Below are 16,610 nucleotides of genomic sequence, written 5' to 3' on the forward strand. Positions count from 1 at the left end.
GGCGGGAAGGGGCCTGTCACGATCAACGCGCGATCGGCTTGTAGCGGATGCGCTTCGGCTTGGCGCCTTCCTCGCCGAGGCGGCGCTTCTTGTCCGCCTCATATTCCTGGTAGTTGCCGGGGAAGAATTCCACGTGGGAATCGCCCTCGAACGCCAGGATGTGCGTGGCGATACGGTCCAGGAACCAGCGATCGTGCGAGATCACCATCACGCAGCCCGCGAATTCCAGCAGCGCATCTTCCAGCGCGCGCAGCGTTTCCACGTCGAGGTCGTTCGACGGTTCATCGAGCAGCAGCACGTTGCCGCCGGCAATCAGCGTCTTGGCCATGTGCAGCCGGCCGCGCTCGCCACCGGAGAGCGTGCCCACGTGCTTCTGCTGGTCGCCGCCCTTGAAGTTGAAGCGGCCGATGTAGGCGCGCGACGGGGTCTCGTAGCGGCCCACGGTCAGCACGTCCGAACCGCCCGAGATCTCCTCGAACACGGTCTTGTTCGGATCCAGCGCATCGCGGCTCTGGTCGACGAACGCCATCTTCACGGTCGGCCCGATCTTGATCTCGCCGCTGTCCGGCTGCTCCTTGCCGGTCAGCATGCGGAAGAAGGTGGACTTGCCGGCGCCGTTCGGCCCGATGATGCCGACGATCGCGCCCGGCGGCACCTTGAAGCTCAGGTTGTCGATCAGCAGGCGGTCGCCATAGCCCTTGCTCACATTCTCGAACTCGATGACCTCGTTGCCGAGACGCTCGCCCACGGGGATGAAGATCTCCTGGGTTTCGTTGCGCTTCTGGTATTCCTGGCTGTTCAGTTCGTCGAACCGTGCCAGACGCGCCTTCGACTTGGCCTGCCGGCCCTTCGGGTTCTGGCGCACCCACTCCAGTTCCTTGTTCAGTGCCTTCTGGCGCGCCGACTCGGTCGACTCTTCCTGCTTCAGGCGCTGCTCCTTCTGGTCCAGCCACGAGCTGTAGTTGCCCTTCCAAGGAATGCCGTGGCCGCGATCCAGCTCCAGGATCCATTCGGCGGCGTTGTCGAGGAAGTAGCGATCGTGGGTCACGGCCACCACGGTGCCCGGGAAGCGCGTGAGGAACTGTTCGAGCCAGTCGACGGACTCGGCGTCCAGGTGGTTGGTCGGTTCGTCGAGCAGCAGCATGTCCGGGCGCGACAGCAGCAGGCGGCACAGCGCCACACGGCGCTTCTCGCCACCGGACAGATTGCCGACCTTGGCCTCCCACGGCGGCAGGCGCAGCGCATCGGCGGCGATGTCGAGCTGGAGGTCGACGTTGTTGCCGTCGCTGGCGGCCAGGATGGCCTCGTACTTCGCCTGGTCGGCGGCCAGGGCGTCGAAATCGGCGTCCGGCTCGGCATAGGCCGCGTAGATTTCGTCAAGCTTCTTGCGCGCCTCGAACACGCCGCCGAGCGCCTCTTCCACCGACTCGCGCACGGTCTGCTCGGGGTCGAGCTGCGGTTCCTGCGGCAGGTAACCGATGTTCAGGTTCGGCATCGGCGTGGCCTCGCCCTCGATCTCCTTGTCCAGGCCAGCCATGATCTTCAGCAGCGTGGACTTGCCCGAGCCGTTCAGGCCCAGCACGCCAATCTTGGCGCCGGGGAAGAAGGACAGCGAAATGTCCTTGAGAATGTGACGCTTGGGCGGAACAATCTTGCCCACGCGATTCATGGTGAAAACGTACTGTGCCATGGAGGTGTGCGGTGTGTGACTGGGAATGGCGGGAGTGTAGCAGGCGTATGGGCGGGGCCGGCGTGCCGCGCACGTGGCAAAAATCGCCCCCGCAATTCAGACTCGTCTCATTGCTGAGGCATCGAGCGGTTCGGAGAATCGGACGGGTTCACCACTTGATGGACCCAATATGGCAAAACTGCTGCGTCGCAATGGCAGCCCGATCGGTGCACAGATCACGCTGATTGCCGGCAATCATCTCCCTTTCAGGGTTTCGGGCCTGGGCCCGAACAAAAGGCATCTCGCTTTCCGAAGCGGCGACTCCGCTTTGAGAATCCTCCCACTCAGGGTCAATGACCGGGATATCGAACAACAACTGAAGATCGAGGTCAGCGAAACCGGCATCGTGAGCCGGCGGGTGGTGCATGTCGATGCCTATATATATGGCACCACCCAGCGGGATGCGAATACGCCGAGGCTGACGGTGGAGGTACTGCCAAGGCTCGAATTGCCGGACGCGGGCACGGAGGCGGGGATTTTGGCGCGGATGTTGGTGGTGGAGAACGCGAACCCCGATAGCGACAGATTCAGCAATTTGGATGAGGCGCTCAAATGCATGCAATGGATGATGCATGTCATGCGCAATCGGCTCCGCCTCGGAGCGACGCATTTTGCAGCGCGCGGTGCTACTACCTTGACCGAACTTGTCAAAGCACCCAATCAGGTAGAGGGTTTCGAAAGCTACCCAATCATCTCGGAGCGGCCGGCGCTCCTGCTGAACAAAACAATGAACATTGCGAACGACGGTACGCACGCAAAAAACGCGGCCTTCCGAACCTACGTGGAAAATGCGATAGCGGTTGGCAGTGGAAGACATATTGGACACGATCCATCTCCCGGCGGGATGTACGCGTGGCGAACGCTTCCTTCCAGGCCACCGGGGCCCAATTTCGAGCCATTTCAACAACTTGGGGGTCAGCAGTTCTATACATTGACCAAATCGTTTCTTTCGCAATTGAATGCAAAAAAATAGGGCGACTCCCATGCGAAAGACAATATTGGCGCTCTTGGCCTTCTGGTCCATGAATGTCGTGGCCCAGGACAAACTGCCGGACGCTGTTGCGGATACTGCGACGGGACGCACGAAAGCTTCGACGAACCCCTATTACAAGAATCCCGATAAGGCCATCCGCTATCTCGTCGCCCGCAGCGGCAAAAATCAACAGCGCAATCGATTTTGCACTGTTGGCTACAAGATGCCGCAAGGATATTCAGTGGTCTGGACCTTCTGGGAGGAGGAGCGAACCCTTCTGCTCTGGCGAGGAAGCTCGGACGCGGACATGCGGCTGGCCGGTCTGGCAATGGCGCGCCACAGCCTCAAGCTCGGCCGCGACACCGTTGCCACCGAGAACGACATCAACGGCAGCACCTATCTCGTCACGGTCGACTGGTGGATCTCCATCGCCGACGACTGTCGCAAGCATGGCGAGCAGTACGAAATCGAGCAGTTCCGGATCGTCCCGTCGAAAGCCGGCGATCCACGCTGATTCGCGGGCATCGTTACAATGTCGTCTTTATCCCGTGAATCTCGCGAGTCCTCCGACAATCGGTCCGAATTGCCATGAAAGCTGCCCTTACCCTGAAGTTCAAGTGCAAGAAGTGCACCAAACCCGTCACGTTGTATCTGCAGAAGACGTCGGCCTGCTCGCACATCCTGCCGTATCAGGGTTTCTGCAAGTGCGGCGAGATGATGCGCCATGCCACCGGGGACAAGGACGCCGTCGAGTCGTTCGTGAACTCGGTGGATAACAGCTGGATGCACCACCACCATCATCACCACTAAATAGGAAGGGTCTGTGAGCGAAGGCTGGCGCCCCGGCGTGAAGGATCCGATGCGCTTCCTGGGTGGTTATCCGCCCGGGGTGCTCGACCAGGTGCGCGCGCTGATCGCGGCGGGCGGGCTGGGGGATCACCTCGCGCGGCGCTATCCGGCGCCGCACACGATCCAGACCGATCGCGCGCTGTACGACTACACGTCGGACATCAAGCAGGAATACCTGCGCAGCGCGCCGCCGCTGCACAAGGTGGGCTACGACGCGCGCCTCGATACCGCGCAGCACGCGCTCGGCCTGCACACCGCCATCTCGCGCGTGCAGGGCGGCAAGCTTAAGGCGAAGAAAGAGATCCGCGTGGCGTCGCTGTTCAAGGAGGCGCCGGCGGACTTTCTCCGCATGATCGTCGTCCACGAACTGGCCCATCTTAAAGAGAGCGACCACAACAAGGCGTTCTATCGGCTCTGCGAGCACATGGAGCCACGCTATCACCAGCTCGAATTCGATACGCGCCTGTTCCTGGCGTGGCGCGAGCTGGAGAAGACCGGCAAGACGCCCGATTGAGGCGCCACGCCGGCCCCAATTGCAACAGCCTAGTCGCAGGTGTAGCGGAAGTTATCGTTCAGCTTCAGCGGCAACACCAGCGTGCGCAGGTTCAGCGCCTGGGCCTTTGCGCAGAGCGTGGCGCGCCGCGTGGCGTCCTTCCATTTCGTCGCATATTCCACATTGAACACGGCCTTGCCCTGCGTGGTGAACGCCGCGTAGACCCCGCATTCGTTGTACTGGAAGCACTGCTCGTTGACCGCGAAATCGAAATCGCCAGCAAGCTGGGAGACCTGGTCGATATCGTTCTTGAGTCCGATGGCCAGCCCGCGCGCGTGGGCCTCGGTGGCCAGGAAGCGGTTGTAGTCGAGCTGCGTCGCGGCCGTCAGCGGCAGACCCGGGTTGTTGGTGTAGCCGTCGACGTTATCCGGGTCGATGCCATCGCACCCCTTCGACTTCGCCAGGTCCATCCGCGCCGTCATGATCCTGCGGACGTTGGCGGAACGGGTGTCGAGCCAGCGCTCGCCGGCCCAGCCATCGAGCGGATTGCCCTGGTCAGCGGCCGTGAATTGAGAATAATCTGAACGCCAGTTCTCGCTGCTACCGGCGGAGAAATAGCAGACCACACGCTTGCCCTGGGACTTCAACGTGTCGATGGTGGCCTGCGGGGTGTCGAACAGGTCGAAATCGAACACGACAGCGTTGTACGACGTGTTGAGCTTGCCCTGGAGCTGGAGTTGCCACGTGTCCGTGACGGCCGGCATCCAGCGCGTGGTGGGGAGTACGCTGGCGGTGGACTTGCTCGTCGCGGCGGCAACCTCCGAGACGCGGACAACCGAACCGCCGTCGTCATCCCCCCCACCGCCGCAGGCGGCAAGCGTTGCGACGGCCACCGCCGCAGCGAGGCGCGCCAGGCGGGCGAGGCCGCCCATGCCCTGATTGTTTTGCATCATTGACCCTTCCTGTTGTTATCCCAAATGTATGCGACACATTATGCGTGCAAGCATAGGTGATCAGGCAAGGGGGTCGGCATCGGCGGCCCGGCGCTTGACGCGCGGCCGTTTTGGGGTGCTAGCAGCGCGGCGGGCTGGCGGCTCGGCCGGCGGCACGCCGCCAGTGTTCATCTGCTCTAGCCACGCCAGACCATCGACATAGGACAGGAAACGCTGGAAATAGCCCGGCGACACGTCCCGCATCAGCGCAAGTGCGCCATGTACAAGATGATTTGTATTGAGCGGCCCGGCGTTCGCCGGCACGCTGTCGAGCGCTTCGCGCAGCTGACGGTCCGCGCTGACGCGCGCCCAGCTGTCACGGAAATAGTCGATCAGGGCCGGCGCCGGCTCAGGACCGCGTTGCGCGCCAGCGACAGATGGCTGGGCTCCGGCCGAAGACCGCGCCGCGATGTATTCGATAAGCCCGCCGAGCGGGCTGGCGTCTGGCTTGGCTGGCCGGTCGGCGCGCGGGGCAGCGTGCGTGAGCGCGTCGCCATACGCGGCCACGAGGCGCGCCAGCCGCGCATCGAGCAATTCGCGCGCTTCGCCATGCTGGTCCGCCGAGCGCCGCGCCAGCGCTTCCAGCAACCGGAAGCGCACCGGGTCGATCCGGTCGGCACCGCTCTCGCGCCAGGCGGCGAGACGGGCGCGCGGGTCCTGGAGCGGGTCCTGGAGCGGGTCCTGGCGCGGGTCCAAATCAGCCATGAGACTTTGCCGCCCCCGTGGACACTCTCGGAATCGGCGCGATCTCCACACGCCGGTTCCTGGCGCGGCTCGCGGCGTCGGCATTCGGCACCACCGGCTGCTCCGCGCCAAACGCGGCCGAGAACACCATCGCGGCGGGAATGCCCGCCTCGATCAGCGCACGCGTCACGGTCAGTGCGCGCTGGGCAGACAACTCCCAATTGTCGGCAAAACGGCGATTGCTGTCGCGCACCTGGGTGTCATCGGTGTAGCCGCTCACCATCAGGATCTCGTCGCGCGCATGCAGATAGGCCCCCAGCGGCGCGGCAAGGCCCTTCAGCAACTCGCGCCCTTCTGGCTGCAACTGGTCCGAATTCACCGCGAACAGCACGTTCCCGCTAATGCCGATGCGCCCGTTCACGAGCGTCACGCGGCCCGCCGAAAGCGGCCCGGCGAGCGCCTTCTCGAGCGTCTCGCGCCGCTGCATCTCCTCCTGCCGCTGCTTGACCTCGGCTTCGAGCCGGGCCGACAGTTCCATCTGGAAGCCGATCACCCCAAGCAGGATCAACACGAAGCCGCCCAGCAGCACGGACATCAGGTCGCCAAAGACGGCCCAGACCGGCGCGGTTGACTCCACGCCGGCGTCGAGGTCCTCGCTCATGCGGCCTCCGCGCCCGGTCCGTTGGCCGCGCCCGGCGCTGCCAGCCGTTGCAGGTCTTCCAGAATCTGCTTCTGCGAGAGCATGCTGAGGTCGACAACCTCCCGCGCCTGCGCCACGTAGTAGGCGAGTTGCTCGTCGCTGCGCGCCATCGACTTGTCGAGCGCGGCCTCGATGCGTTGCAGGTGCGCGACCAGTTGTCCATTGGCATCGCTGAACACCTGCACGGCGGCGCCAAACGACTCGCCAAGGCTGGCGGTCTCGACAGCGCTGCACGACACCTGCGCGGCAATCGTCGCCATGCGTTCGGTTTCGGACTCGACCGACTCGGCGAACCGGGCGCCAACGCGCTCGAGCAACTCGGCCGTGGTCGTGACGAGCCCGTCAACCGCAACGCGCTGGTCGGTGGAGGCATGGTTCACGGCATCGAGCAGGGTTTCGAGCGATGCCAGCAGACGGCCGCGTTCGGCGAGCATTGCATTGTCGCGTACGAGTCCTTCGGACAGCTTCTCCCGCAGTTCCTCGATGATGGCGGCCGCCGCCTTGGGCGCCGCTGTTGTCGCCTCGACGAGGCGAGACACTTCCGCAATCGTCTCACTGGCCTGGGCCTGCGTCTGTGTGGCAATCGCAGCAGCCATGGCGCCGAGCGCATCGGTCCACGCGGCCAGGCGCTGTTCGTCGCGGGCCAGCAACTGGGCCTGAAGGTCGGCGTGCGACTGGGTCACCGCCGCCGCCAGCGAAGTCGATTGCGCGGCGAAACTGGACGAGGTGCGAGCCAGTGCTTGCTGATTTTCGCGCACCAGGGCTTCACCGAAGGTATCGAGCGATTGGCGCAGGTCGCGCGTCAGGGTTTCACTTGCGTGCCGATGTTCACCCAACGCCTGTTGCCAGATATCCGCGACGTTGGACGTGGTTGTCGCAAATTCTGTCGAAATGCCCTCGAGTTGTTGCCGCACCGACCCGGAGACGGTATCCCGCAAGGCCGCCATCTCCTGCGCGAGACCGGCCATCGTCTCCCTGACGGCGGGCTCGACCACCGCGCTGACCACGCGCGCGCTATCCGCAATGCTGGTTTTCAAGCTTTCTTCGACGGAAGAGGCCAGCCGTGTGTAAGACGCCTCGGTCGAACCGTGAAACGCCTCCTGGCTCGCCGCGAGGCGCTCGGCCAGGGTCTGGCTCTGGCGCTCCATCGTGGCCATCATGTCTTGCAGACGATCGACCAGTGTCGGCATGACCTCGGCCTGACGCTGCACGAGCCGGAACATTTCATCGCGCTGATGGCTGCGCGAGAACGGGCGCAGCGTGGTGGCGATCCGGGTGTCGAGCTGCCGCACCACTTCGATGCGCTCGCGCCGGCACAGCGCGGCGATGAGGCCGAGCATCGCCGACGTAGCAACGCCCGCCACGGAGGTGCCGAACGCGAAACCCAACCCCTTCACCGGCGCCGCCAGCGAGGCACGCATGGCTTGCAGGTCCGTCGCCCCTTCCAGGGCCATGCCCGTGCCGCGCAGCGTGGCCACCATGCCGAGGAAGGTGCCGAACATGCCGAGCAGGACTAGCAATCCGACGAGATACGGCGTCAGCGTTGGCGCGGGCAGCGTCACGCGCTCGCCTTCGACGCGCAGCCGGACGGCGTCGCGCAGACCGGCCGGGAGCGTGTCCAGCCAGTGGCCGAGACTTACCGGGCTCTCGGACAATTTCGACACCGCATGCGCCAGCGAGGCCGTCGCCTGTCGATAGCGCTGAAGTTCGAACGCGCCGGTCACGTAGAAGGCACCGATCACCAGCGTCACGACAAGGGCGAGCGCGTTCGCGCCCGCGTAACCGGCACCGATCCAGCAAACGACGGCGAGACCCGCCACGAAGGCGACGATATGAGGAAGAATTCTGTTCATGTCTATGCGGTTAGCCAGCGCGCAGGGCGGCGAGCAGCCCTTCGACCGGTTCAAAACGGATGTCCAGTTCGGCCAGCAGAACGGCCTGCATGTCCTTGCGGAACTGCGCGAGCCAGGCGCCGGGCGCATGCCCGGAGGCCTGACGCAAGTGCTCGAAATGGGTTTCCAACAGCCCCGGCACGCTCGACAGCAGGCTCTGCTCGCGTGCGCCCACCACGCGCTCCATGACGGTATCGACCATCGCCAGCTTGGCCATCGCAGGCTGCCGGGCGGTCAGCGCTTTGCGCAGCCGGGCTCGCAAAATGCCGATTTCCGTCGCCATGGTTTGTTGTGTGGTCAGATAACGGTGACGATAGACCGCGAAATCGACCGTCGCGTCGGGCGACTCCGCCGGCACGGCTGGCCGCCCCGGCCCACGGCGCCGCGCGCCGGATGCACCGTCATCGACAATCGCATTGGCCAGCGCCGCGCGCACGCGCACGGCATCGCGCGCCTCGGTATTCCCGGGGCGCGGCGGCAGCGACGATCCCGGCGCCGGATGGCTGGTGAGCGCGGCGGAAAGCGCGATGGCATCCGTCCACCCGAGCCATTGGCTTAGCTGGTGGGAGAGGGAACTGGCAGGTTCCGCGGCATCGACGTGGATCAGGCGAGACAGGAGCCGAACGAGCGTCGGGCCGCTATGGGCAGTGCGCCGTGGCAGATGAGACATACCGCCGGTTTCCGATCGAAAAACCAAGCAGTTTACAACGGACAAGGGGTTACAGCGCTTGCTGTAACCCCTTGTTTTATCTGGTGCCGGCTGCAGGACACAAATAATGCGGTCCATGGCCCGTCTTTTCGAGAAAACGAACATGTGAGTATTGCGGCATGCCCCCAAATATGCCCCCAAAGCATTTGGGTTGGACGTAGCAATGAACTGCTAGTCAATCTCTCCCTGATCGACGAAAACTATCCCCACATCAATTCCGGAAAGAATACCTTGGAGTGGCACGATGCGAGCGATTCCGTATGACACGGCCTCAAACAACGCCCAAAACCCCAAGCAGATGGATATGCCGGCCACCACCACGTCCGGCCATGAGATATAAATTAACAGGTGATCGACATACGAACACCATACATTCATCACCGACCCAAAAAAACACACAAAAAATATCGAAAATGCCAGGTCAGAAAGCATTCGTCGCCCATCGTACCCCTTCTTTCGCTGCTTAATTTCACGCTCCAACACTTTTATTATCTTCTCGCGCTGCTCTTCATTTACCTGCGTCGCGATCTTAAACCCGTGACTTCGAGCTAATTCAAGTTGACCAAGAAGATTTGCCTTGAGAAAAAACTTCCGACACAGTGCCCTACAGAGCGCAACGTTGAAACACACGAGAATGAGCGATAAAACTATCGCCCAAACCTCGACGTTCCAAATCTTTGCGTCCTCGCCCCAAAACAGACCCAAGAGCGTTTGGTCTTTCAACACACTCAGAGGCGTGCGCGCTGAGCTAACAGACAGTTCGGCAATACCGACTGCAAATACGAAAATAAAGCAGGTATGCACTACCGGAAACACTGATAATGCAGCATCCAAACAACGCTCTCTCGCGTTCTCAAGCGCTGATGGCGTATCACTCATTTCTTCGACAACCCTAAGAATTGGATATCACCCCCAACAGGATCGAACGCATCATGCTCGATGATTGGTGCCGCGATGATGTCGAAATCGCCAGTTCGGATATGGGGCGCTAAGAAATCGTAGTCTTCCTGGGAGAAGATGTGGAGCGTGACTGTCTTGCCGTTATCAGCATTAATGAATCGACCTTTATAATTTCGGTGTTGCTTTGGCCCACGATCAAGGCTTCGGAGTTCACCGCGATAAAGAACAGGACCACCCAGGGCTCTATGCGAGACAAGTCTATGGAATGCAGCCGCTGTCTTGGCATCAAACTCGAAAATGCTCTTGCCCCCCTCCTCGAACGTCAGCGTTAGCTTAACCCCCGGATTCTTTCGAACCGCAATCAGTATCTGATCTACTTCTTTACTGATTGAGCGATCACCGTACACCCGCACTATGGCTTCATCTGGTTCCTTCACAAGATCGGCAAACTTTCGAACGGCAATCTGCTTGTGATGGAGCGCATTTCTGGTATTAGCGATTTGGTTTTCAAGCGAATACCCTAGGACCGCCGCTTCATTTTGTGCCGCCTTAAAAGGCGCCGTCAGCGCCTTCGCGATGCGCTTAATTGTCCCCTTCTTTCCGTCCGGACTCTGAAACATCTTCAGAAGGTAGCTTCCCTTTTCCGGCTCGCCGACGATTAGAGCGGTTTCTTGAAACGCCTTCACGCCGCTTAAGCGTGCGTGCTTCCACACCTTGCCGTGCTTGACGTCCAAGTACGCCCGATCCATGGCCGACTGCAAATGTACCAATGATCGCCCCAAATCGCGCACCGAGACTTGATGCTTGTCCGCTATCCCACCGTCGAATTTAATCTCGATATATTCATTCATTTTTGTTTTGCATGGAATGAGATCATCACCCCTTCGGCGATGAAGACCGCTTCATTGTGCCGTATTGAAGCGTCGTCGGCCGCCCCCCATACGGGTAGGATGGAACAGACCCCATCACCACTGGTTCTCCATCGGTGTACATCAGCCGAACCATGCCGCCAGCGCAAGAAAGCAGTTCGATAAGGACACTTGCACGACCCAAAGCGAACCGATATATTAGGAACTATCCAAAAAGAACCATTAGGGGCTTCGTATGTTCGTCCGCGCCTACTTACGCGCTTCGACTAAGGAACAAGACGCCAACCGTGCCAAGGAAGATTTGGAAGCCTTTGCGAAGGAGCGCGCGTTGCAGATTGCCGCCTTCTATGTAGAGAACGAGTCTGGGGCGTCACTGAAGCGGCCAGAGCTGTTCCGTCTGCTTGCCGACTGCCACCCGGGTGACATTCTGCTCATTGAGCAAGTTGACCGGCTGTCGCGCCTCAATACTGAGGATTGGGAAAAGCTGAAGGCTCAGCTTCAGGGTCGCCGGGTCCGCGTGGTTGCCCTTGACTTGCCAACGTCTTGGATGATGAGCAATGCCACAGATGAGATGACGAGCCGGATGTTGGAGGCACTCAACGCCATGATGCTGGATATGTTGGCTGCCATCGCGAGAAAGGACTACACCGACCGCAGACGTCGGCAGGCCCAAGGGATCGCCAAGCTCAAGGCCGAAGGGGGATACAAGGGCCGCAAGCCAGATAACCACCGCAACGCTGCAATCATGCAGATGTTGGCGCGAGGCGACAGTTGGAACCACATCATTGCGGCTACCGGATGCTCCCGTTCCACGCTTTCGCGCTTGGGGCGGCAACTCAAGCGAGAAACCTTGGCAGCCTAATGCAATGTCAACACTTGGTCATGCTTTCAGCATGATGGAGAGCTTCCGAACCAGAGTCTCGCAGAAAACGTAACTCTCGTTACCGGTCGGAAGTCCAGACGCGGCAAGGGCCGGAATACCCAGGCCCTGCCGCTTAGCGTTGACCTTCCTGACGTACTCCTCGCTCATTGGATTAATTCCATTGCGTCGGTCAGCGGCATCGGCAATGCCGTCGTAACAGAAGTCCTGCTCCTCGCTGAACAGCTCTCCCTTCAGCCAGGCAATCGCGGCTACGATGCGGGCTTCCGTTGCATGGAATTCGGCGGCAAGGTCTGCGCTCATACCCTGGTCGATCAAGTCCTGCCGTTCCTTGGCGGCCTTTTCGGCCTCATAGCGTGCCACTCGATTCATTCATCCCTCTCCGAACTCGTTTCTGACCGTCAGCTTTACGCTTTCATCAGGTGGTTCAATCATACCCAAGTGCTGTATTCTTGGCGCAAGCCGGCAATGAATTTGCTTGCTTCCCGCATCGCCACAAAGCTGACGGAGGGACCAAATGGACTATCCAGAATACTTGTCGTTGTTCGCGAGTGAAGGCGACTATGAAATCTCTGTCTCATTTCGTGACAAACGCCAAGTAGTCGCCAAGCGAAAGACTACACCCGGAGATTTTTTACACCTTGTCAGCGCCGAGGACGGAAGCTTTCGAAATCGCATGAATTTCGATGAATGGCCATTCGAAATTTACAAATATCAGATTGATCTGGCCAAGCGCCATATCACCGTCTATGCGCAACGTATCGAGGGTGAAACACCGACGACTTAGCGCCTCACTGTGGTGATCAGGCCTTACCTGCCTCACACCACTCGCGATAAAAGCGCTCTTGCTCTGAGACTTTGGCCGGAATAATGTCAGGCCCTTGATCGAATATCTGCACAAGCTGGTCTTTTGACGAAGGGGCTCCCATCGTCAGGCGATACGCGCGGAGCCCTTCTCCCATCTGCCTAGCCATTGCCGAGGGATAGACGTTCAGGCTAGCACCATAGCAAAAGGGGAGTACATTTTCATCCTCAAGCGTCTTACGAATTTCACAGAAAGCATCAAAATAATCTCCCTCAACAACCTCAATTACCCTCCCTCTAAACTCACAACTCAGTCCACACTCATTACCTGACTCAAACTGAGTGATTAGAATTGCCTCCCCCTCCTCACCACCAATCAAAGAAATTTGATGTTGAATCATCGGAATTAGAACAAGGATAGTAATAAGGAACGTATCATACCATTATATGACGCAAAATGCCGCAAACCCAGTATTCACAAGGCTTACGGCATTTTCACTAGGTACGTTTTACGGGGATTTCTGTCCCACAGATGCTCAGTGATGTTTCGCGCATTATCGTCTCTACCACATCCGCATACCTGCTTTCAACTCGGATCGAGTCGTGCAGAGACACGGGAACAACATTGAGTTCACTGAGACGGCGCATGCATTCGGCCATGATGCAGCTATCTTGGTACTGAAGCTTCAAACCAATATTCGGGATTCCCCAAATCGCAGCAATAGGCGCATGCACTGATTTGAATGCCTCGACCGCCAGCCTGGAGCGATTCAAATAGGATTGCACCTTGACTAGCCTTACAGGCGGAGTTGACCAACGCTCCGCCGCAGCCAGCACCAAAAGTGCCTCGCTTTCCTTGTCCCAATGTGCGCGGACTGCACGAGCATCCCCTCCATTCAGGCAAATCAAGGCGGCGACCTTCATCTCTTCGCGTTCGAAGCCGTCCGCAGCATACGCATCTTCGCCTGAGAAACGTTCGCCCACCATGGCATAGGCGAGATGGATGTGCATGGCGCTGAAATCCAGTTCTATAGTCTTCGCACCGTTTATTAGCATCCTCGACCGGCAGTCCTTGGGAAGCCGGCTAAATTCACAGTAGAAGCGGCCACCGTGCTGCAAATCAAGATTGAATATTCGCCGATACTGAAGACCCGTGTATTCGACTCCGTCGCATTCTATTTTCGCTGCTTTTGTGAGCCTATTCAGCGCACCAAGCTCTAAACTCATTGCGCTGGGAGGCTTCAGCCTAATTTCATCGCCATTTTCATCTCGCACCTGGATCCAATTCTTACGCTGTGCTAGCCGCCGAGCACAATTTTGCTCGCCATAAATCCCGTGAAGATGACCGGTAGCCCTGAAGCTACTGGTAGTCGAGCGATCAATATTGGAACTCCACTTTCCAACTTTCCGTTCGATAAAACCATCCCACCAGAGCAACTGCAGGAAGTTATTCTCTGCCTTCGTTAGACCGTTCTTACGATAGAGACACCATGAATCGGTCTCATATGCATGAATAGCTGCTCTGATGATTCTTGTCATCATCGCTCTAATCTCATCGAAGCCAAGTCGGGGATTAAATTTGACGCGGAAGCGTTTTACGAGATCCTCTCCTAAGATTGGCCCAGGAAACTCGACATCATCATACCAAAATGCTCTTGCCGCATGTCTCGACAGAAAACTTTGGTATGCCTCGTTCCACACTCGTCGATTATGTTCGGTGGCCTGCTGCGGCGCAACTGATAAATTAGTGCTGGTCATTGTGCGCCACCCTTTCTGTACGTCGCTGGATCAGCGAGCCACAGATGCAGATCCCTATTACGCCACACCGTGCATCGACTGCCCATCTTAATGGACGGTGGTGCTTTGCCAGCATTGACCAGCTTGCGCCAGGTCTCGCGGGAGAAAGGAAGAAAAGTTTGAAACTGCTTGAAACGTGAGACGCCATCGATAGGCAGCGCCAGGTGGGATGCATTCATTTGCATTGTTACCTCCAGAATTTTACGTTGATTGCTCCTTAAAGCGTTTGCGCAACATGCGCAGAACCACATAATACATTAGATACAATAGGAAGTCAACAGATATTGCCGACCTCCTATCACATCAAGGAATCACTAACTTTCCTCGCTCCCCGGCAAACGTGGCTCCTCTTTCTTGTTCAGCTTATCGAGATAATCGGAATACCACTGCATCATTCGGCGCCGCTCAACAAGGTACTCGGCATGGTTGTAGGCTGACCGAACACTATCGCGCTCAACATGGGCCAACTGCCGTTCGATCCAGTCTCGGTTGAATCCGTTCTCGTTCAGGATCGTAGAGGCAAGCCCTCTAAAGCCGTGCCCCGTCATCCTGGAGTGGTATCCCATGCGATACAGCGCATAGAGAACGGTGTTCTCGCTCAGCGGCTTTTCTGGCTTGCTGGCGTTGGGGAAGAGCCATCGGCTGCTCCCGGTTAGGCTCCGCAAGGCCTTAAGCTGTCCGATAACCTGCGTAGACAACGGAACAATGTGCAAAACCTCGGACTTCATTTTTGCGGCAGGTATCCGCCATTCGGCTTTTTGCAGGTCGAATTCGGCCCACTCTGCGAATCGTAGCTCCTTCGTCCGCACGAACGTTCTAGTAAGCAGTTGAAGCGCGAAGCGTGTTAGAGGATCGCCGGGGTATGCGTCGATCTTTTCCAGCAACTCGGGAAGTTCGGACTCGGGAATTCGAGCCAAATTCGTCACAGGGCGAGCCTGCAACGCGCCGCGAAGATCGGCAGCGACATCACGCTCTGCGCGGCCTGTGGCAATCGCGTAACGGAACACCTGGCCACAGGTCTGCAAGGTCTTGCTGGCGGTCTCCAACGCTCCCCTGGCTTCGATCTTTCTGATTGCAGCCAGCAACTCCGGCGCGGTAATTTCTGCGATTGGACGCGCTCCAAAAGCTGGCCCCACTTCTCGATCTAGCTGTTTTCGCACACGCGCGGCGTGAGACTTGCTCCAACCAGCCTTTTTGGTTTCGTACCACTCGTTTGCCACCAGCCCGAACACGTTGCTGGATCGAACCTGCGCCTCTCGTCGCGACGCGTCGCGGCAAGCGGCTGGGTCTGCCCCATCAGCGAGTTGCGCCTTCGCCTCCGACCGCCTCTCGCGCGCCATGGCAAGCGTTATGGCAGGATAGTTGCCAAAAGTAAGTCGATTTTCCTTGCCCTGATGCCGAAATTTGAGGCGCCATTTCTTCGTTCCGCTGGGCATCAGTTCCAGATATAGACCCCCTCCATCCGCAAGTTTGTTACCTGATCCAGATGCGTCGTACTTGGCGTTTCGGCATGCCGTATCTGTCAGCGGCTTCGACTTCATCCTCATGCCCCCATTTCCAAAATTCTTGCCCCCTATCCTGCCCCCAAAAAATGTTGCTGACAAGAGACATCGCTTGGCAATGCTGGCAAACAAAAACCCCGCGAAGCTAGGCTTGGCGGGGTTTTGTGGGCAACGTTTGGAAACGTCGGGAAGGAATGTGGTGCCGGCTGCAGGACTCGAACCCGCCACCTGATGATTACAAATCAACTGCTCTACCTGATGAGCTAAGCCGGCATTTTGTTGCAGACCGCGATTCTACTGCATGCGATCCACTTTGACGATGGCTACTTCACCACCTTCAGCGACGGCTTCTTGCCGCCGATTCGCGGCACCGGGGGCGGCGTCGGATCGTCGTCCGTGCCGCCCTCTTCGGCCGTGACCGGCGTATCCGCATCCACCGGCGCCAGCTTGGGCGGGGGATTGGTTTCGCGCTCGGTGGCGGCCTGCGTCTCGGGGATGCTGCGCTCCACCGGGAACGCCATGCCCTGGCCATTTTCGCGCGCGTAGATCGCCAGCACGTTTTCCACCGGCACGTCGATCTTGCGGGACACACCACCAAAGCGTGCGCTGAAGCCGATCCACTCGTTACCCATGTCCAGCCCGCTCGTCGCGTCGAAACTCACGTTCAACACGATCTCGTTGTTCTTCACGAATTCGCGCGGCACGTTCGTATTTCCGTCGACAAACACGGCGACATACGGCGTAAAACCGTTGTCTGTGCACCACTCGTAAATGGCACGGATCAGGTAGGGCTTGGTGGATGTTTCAGACATTACGCTTCCGGTGGCGTCGATACCG

Annotated in this window: 20 protein-coding genes and 1 tRNA gene; 6 read left to right on the forward strand and 15 right to left on the reverse strand. The window is 59.2% G+C overall.

Annotated elements, in window-relative coordinates; all coding sequences use genetic code 11:
* Positions 1-22: 22 nt before the first annotated feature.
* Positions 23-1,690 (reverse strand): energy-dependent translational throttle protein EttA, encoded by a 1,668-nt coding sequence (ettA, locus tag AB4120_RS18680; RefSeq protein ID WP_441642692.1) that lies wholly within the window; start codon positions 1,688-1,690, stop codon positions 23-25.
* Positions 1,691-1,859: 169 nt separating this feature from the next.
* Between ettA and AB4120_RS18685 the strand changes: the two genes are divergently transcribed.
* The 4 genes from AB4120_RS18685 (at position 1,860) to AB4120_RS18700 (ending at position 4,065) form a co-directional block, all read left to right on the forward strand.
* A complete protein-coding gene (locus AB4120_RS18685) occupies positions 1,860-2,702 on the forward strand; it encodes a hypothetical protein (protein WP_441642693.1) in 843 nt (280 codons plus the stop codon).
* Between the two features lie 49 nt (positions 2,703-2,751).
* Positions 2,752-3,216 (forward strand): hypothetical protein, encoded by a 465-nt coding sequence (locus AB4120_RS18690; protein WP_441642694.1) that lies wholly within the window; start codon positions 2,752-2,754, stop codon positions 3,214-3,216.
* 74 nt (positions 3,217-3,290) lie between these two features.
* Entirely contained in the window at positions 3,291-3,512 is a 222-nt protein-coding gene (locus AB4120_RS18695; protein WP_092299156.1) for a hypothetical protein, read from the forward strand.
* Between the two features lie 49 nt (positions 3,513-3,561).
* Positions 3,562-4,065, forward strand: a complete 504-nt coding sequence (locus tag AB4120_RS18700) for a M48 family metallopeptidase (RefSeq protein ID WP_149137644.1) — start codon at positions 3,562-3,564, stop codon at positions 4,063-4,065.
* Between the two features lie 29 nt (positions 4,066-4,094).
* Here the strand turns inward: AB4120_RS18700 and AB4120_RS18705 are convergent, their stop codons facing one another.
* From AB4120_RS18705 to AB4120_RS18735, 7 genes are all read right to left on the reverse strand, one after another.
* Positions 4,095-4,994, reverse strand: a complete 900-nt coding sequence (locus AB4120_RS18705; RefSeq protein WP_392388523.1) for an endo alpha-1,4 polygalactosaminidase — start codon at positions 4,992-4,994, stop codon at positions 4,095-4,097.
* Positions 4,995-5,057: 63 nt separating this feature from the next.
* Entirely contained in the window at positions 5,058-5,741 is a 684-nt protein-coding gene (locus AB4120_RS18710; protein ID WP_441642695.1) for a DUF2894 domain-containing protein, read from the reverse strand.
* On the reverse strand, positions 5,734-6,381 hold the full coding sequence (locus AB4120_RS18715; RefSeq protein WP_149137247.1) for an OmpA family protein: 648 nt from the start codon (positions 6,379-6,381) through the stop codon (positions 5,734-5,736). Before AB4120_RS18715 ends, AB4120_RS18710 begins: the two co-directional genes overlap by 8 nt.
* Complete coding sequence (locus AB4120_RS18720) at positions 6,378-8,273, reverse strand: DUF802 domain-containing protein (protein WP_441642696.1); 1,896 nt, start codon at positions 8,271-8,273, stop codon at positions 6,378-6,380. The genes AB4120_RS18715 and AB4120_RS18720 overlap by 4 nt, the downstream gene beginning before the upstream one ends.
* A gap of 10 nt (positions 8,274-8,283) precedes the next feature.
* Positions 8,284-8,982 carry a DUF3348 domain-containing protein gene (locus AB4120_RS18725; protein ID WP_149137246.1) on the reverse strand — a complete coding sequence of 233 codons (699 nt, stop codon included), beginning with the start codon at positions 8,980-8,982 and terminating at the stop codon, positions 8,284-8,286.
* A 210-nt stretch (positions 8,983-9,192) separates the two neighbouring features.
* A complete protein-coding gene (locus tag AB4120_RS18730) occupies positions 9,193-9,900 on the reverse strand; it encodes a hypothetical protein (protein WP_441642697.1) in 708 nt (235 codons plus the stop codon).
* Entirely contained in the window at positions 9,897-10,772 is an 876-nt protein-coding gene (locus tag AB4120_RS18735) for a hypothetical protein (RefSeq protein ID WP_441642698.1), read from the reverse strand. The genes AB4120_RS18730 and AB4120_RS18735 overlap by 4 nt, the downstream gene beginning before the upstream one ends.
* A 253-nt stretch (positions 10,773-11,025) precedes the next feature.
* Between AB4120_RS18735 and AB4120_RS18740 the strand changes: the two genes are divergently transcribed.
* Positions 11,026-11,652: a recombinase family protein gene (locus AB4120_RS18740; protein WP_441642699.1), complete on the forward strand. Its 627-nt coding sequence runs from the start codon at positions 11,026-11,028 to the stop codon at positions 11,650-11,652.
* Between the two features lie 18 nt (positions 11,653-11,670).
* On the opposite strand, the gene AB4120_RS18745 is transcribed toward AB4120_RS18740, so the two are convergent.
* Positions 11,671-12,042 (reverse strand): hypothetical protein, encoded by a 372-nt coding sequence (locus tag AB4120_RS18745; protein ID WP_441642700.1) that lies wholly within the window; start codon positions 12,040-12,042, stop codon positions 11,671-11,673.
* 145 nt (positions 12,043-12,187) lie between these two features.
* On the opposite strand from AB4120_RS18745, the gene AB4120_RS18750 reads away from it, so the two are divergent.
* On the forward strand, positions 12,188-12,457 hold the full coding sequence (locus AB4120_RS18750) for a hypothetical protein (protein WP_441642701.1): 270 nt from the start codon (positions 12,188-12,190) through the stop codon (positions 12,455-12,457).
* Between the two features lie 16 nt (positions 12,458-12,473).
* Here the strand turns inward: AB4120_RS18750 and AB4120_RS18755 are convergent, their stop codons facing one another.
* The 6 genes from AB4120_RS18755 to AB4120_RS18780 all read right to left on the reverse strand — a co-directional run bounded on the left by AB4120_RS18755 (position 12,474) and on the right by AB4120_RS18780 (position 16,585).
* Positions 12,474-12,875: a hypothetical protein gene (locus AB4120_RS18755; protein ID WP_441642702.1), complete on the reverse strand. Its 402-nt coding sequence runs from the start codon at positions 12,873-12,875 to the stop codon at positions 12,474-12,476.
* A 97-nt stretch (positions 12,876-12,972) separates the two neighbouring features.
* On the reverse strand, positions 12,973-14,232 hold the full coding sequence (locus AB4120_RS18760) for a hypothetical protein (protein WP_441642703.1): 1,260 nt from the start codon (positions 14,230-14,232) through the stop codon (positions 12,973-12,975).
* On the reverse strand, positions 14,229-14,450 hold the full coding sequence (locus tag AB4120_RS18765) for a helix-turn-helix transcriptional regulator (protein WP_441642704.1): 222 nt from the start codon (positions 14,448-14,450) through the stop codon (positions 14,229-14,231). The genes AB4120_RS18760 and AB4120_RS18765 overlap by 4 nt, the downstream gene beginning before the upstream one ends.
* Positions 14,451-14,585: 135 nt before the next feature.
* Positions 14,586-15,818 carry a tyrosine-type recombinase/integrase gene (locus AB4120_RS18770; RefSeq protein WP_441642705.1) on the reverse strand — a complete coding sequence of 411 codons (1,233 nt, stop codon included), beginning with the start codon at positions 15,816-15,818 and terminating at the stop codon, positions 14,586-14,588.
* 152 nt (positions 15,819-15,970) lie between these two features.
* Positions 15,971-16,046 (reverse strand) — tRNA-Thr (locus AB4120_RS18775).
* A gap of 50 nt (positions 16,047-16,096) precedes the next feature.
* Complete coding sequence (locus tag AB4120_RS18780) at positions 16,097-16,585, reverse strand: ClpXP protease specificity-enhancing factor (RefSeq protein WP_149137245.1); 489 nt, start codon at positions 16,583-16,585, stop codon at positions 16,097-16,099.
* Positions 16,586-16,610: the final 25 nt, after the last annotated feature.

This window comes from Cupriavidus sp. 2KB_3 (genome assembly GCF_052115685.1).
GTDB lineage: Bacteria > Pseudomonadota > Gammaproteobacteria > Burkholderiales > Burkholderiaceae > Cupriavidus > Cupriavidus campinensis.

Coding starts and splice junctions, on each gene's coding strand:
- ettA (WP_441642692.1), bottom strand. CDS start 1,690: ATGGCACAGTACGTTTTCACCATGAATCGCGTGGGCAAGATTGTTCCG.
- AB4120_RS18685 (WP_441642693.1), top strand. CDS start 1,860: ATGGCAAAACTGCTGCGTCGCAATGGCAGCCCGATCGGTGCACAGATC.
- AB4120_RS18690 (WP_441642694.1), top strand. CDS start 2,752: ATGAATGTCGTGGCCCAGGACAAACTGCCGGACGCTGTTGCGGATACT.
- AB4120_RS18695 (WP_092299156.1), top strand. CDS start 3,291: ATGAAAGCTGCCCTTACCCTGAAGTTCAAGTGCAAGAAGTGCACCAAA.
- AB4120_RS18700 (WP_149137644.1), top strand. CDS start 3,562: ATGCGCTTCCTGGGTGGTTATCCGCCCGGGGTGCTCGACCAGGTGCGC.
- AB4120_RS18705 (WP_392388523.1), bottom strand. CDS start 4,994: ATGCAAAACAATCAGGGCATGGGCGGCCTCGCCCGCCTGGCGCGCCTC.
- AB4120_RS18710 (WP_441642695.1), bottom strand. CDS start 5,741: ATGGCTGATTTGGACCCGCGCCAGGACCCGCTCCAGGACCCGCTCCAG.
- AB4120_RS18715 (WP_149137247.1), bottom strand. CDS start 6,381: ATGAGCGAGGACCTCGACGCCGGCGTGGAGTCAACCGCGCCGGTCTGG.
- AB4120_RS18720 (WP_441642696.1), bottom strand. CDS start 8,273: ATGAACAGAATTCTTCCTCATATCGTCGCCTTCGTGGCGGGTCTCGCC.
- AB4120_RS18725 (WP_149137246.1), bottom strand. CDS start 8,982: ATGTCTCATCTGCCACGGCGCACTGCCCATAGCGGCCCGACGCTCGTT.
- AB4120_RS18730 (WP_441642697.1), bottom strand. CDS start 9,900: ATGAGTGATACGCCATCAGCGCTTGAGAACGCGAGAGAGCGTTGTTTG.
- AB4120_RS18735 (WP_441642698.1), bottom strand. CDS start 10,772: ATGAATGAATATATCGAGATTAAATTCGACGGTGGGATAGCGGACAAG.
- AB4120_RS18740 (WP_441642699.1), top strand. CDS start 11,026: ATGTTCGTCCGCGCCTACTTACGCGCTTCGACTAAGGAACAAGACGCC.
- AB4120_RS18745 (WP_441642700.1), bottom strand. CDS start 12,042: ATGAATCGAGTGGCACGCTATGAGGCCGAAAAGGCCGCCAAGGAACGG.
- AB4120_RS18750 (WP_441642701.1), top strand. CDS start 12,188: ATGGACTATCCAGAATACTTGTCGTTGTTCGCGAGTGAAGGCGACTAT.
- AB4120_RS18755 (WP_441642702.1), bottom strand. CDS start 12,875: ATGATTCAACATCAAATTTCTTTGATTGGTGGTGAGGAGGGGGAGGCA.
- AB4120_RS18760 (WP_441642703.1), bottom strand. CDS start 14,232: ATGACCAGCACTAATTTATCAGTTGCGCCGCAGCAGGCCACCGAACAT.
- AB4120_RS18765 (WP_441642704.1), bottom strand. CDS start 14,450: ATGAATGCATCCCACCTGGCGCTGCCTATCGATGGCGTCTCACGTTTC.
- AB4120_RS18770 (WP_441642705.1), bottom strand. CDS start 15,818: ATGAGGATGAAGTCGAAGCCGCTGACAGATACGGCATGCCGAAACGCC.
- AB4120_RS18780 (WP_149137245.1), bottom strand. CDS start 16,585: ATGTCTGAAACATCCACCAAGCCCTACCTGATCCGTGCCATTTACGAG.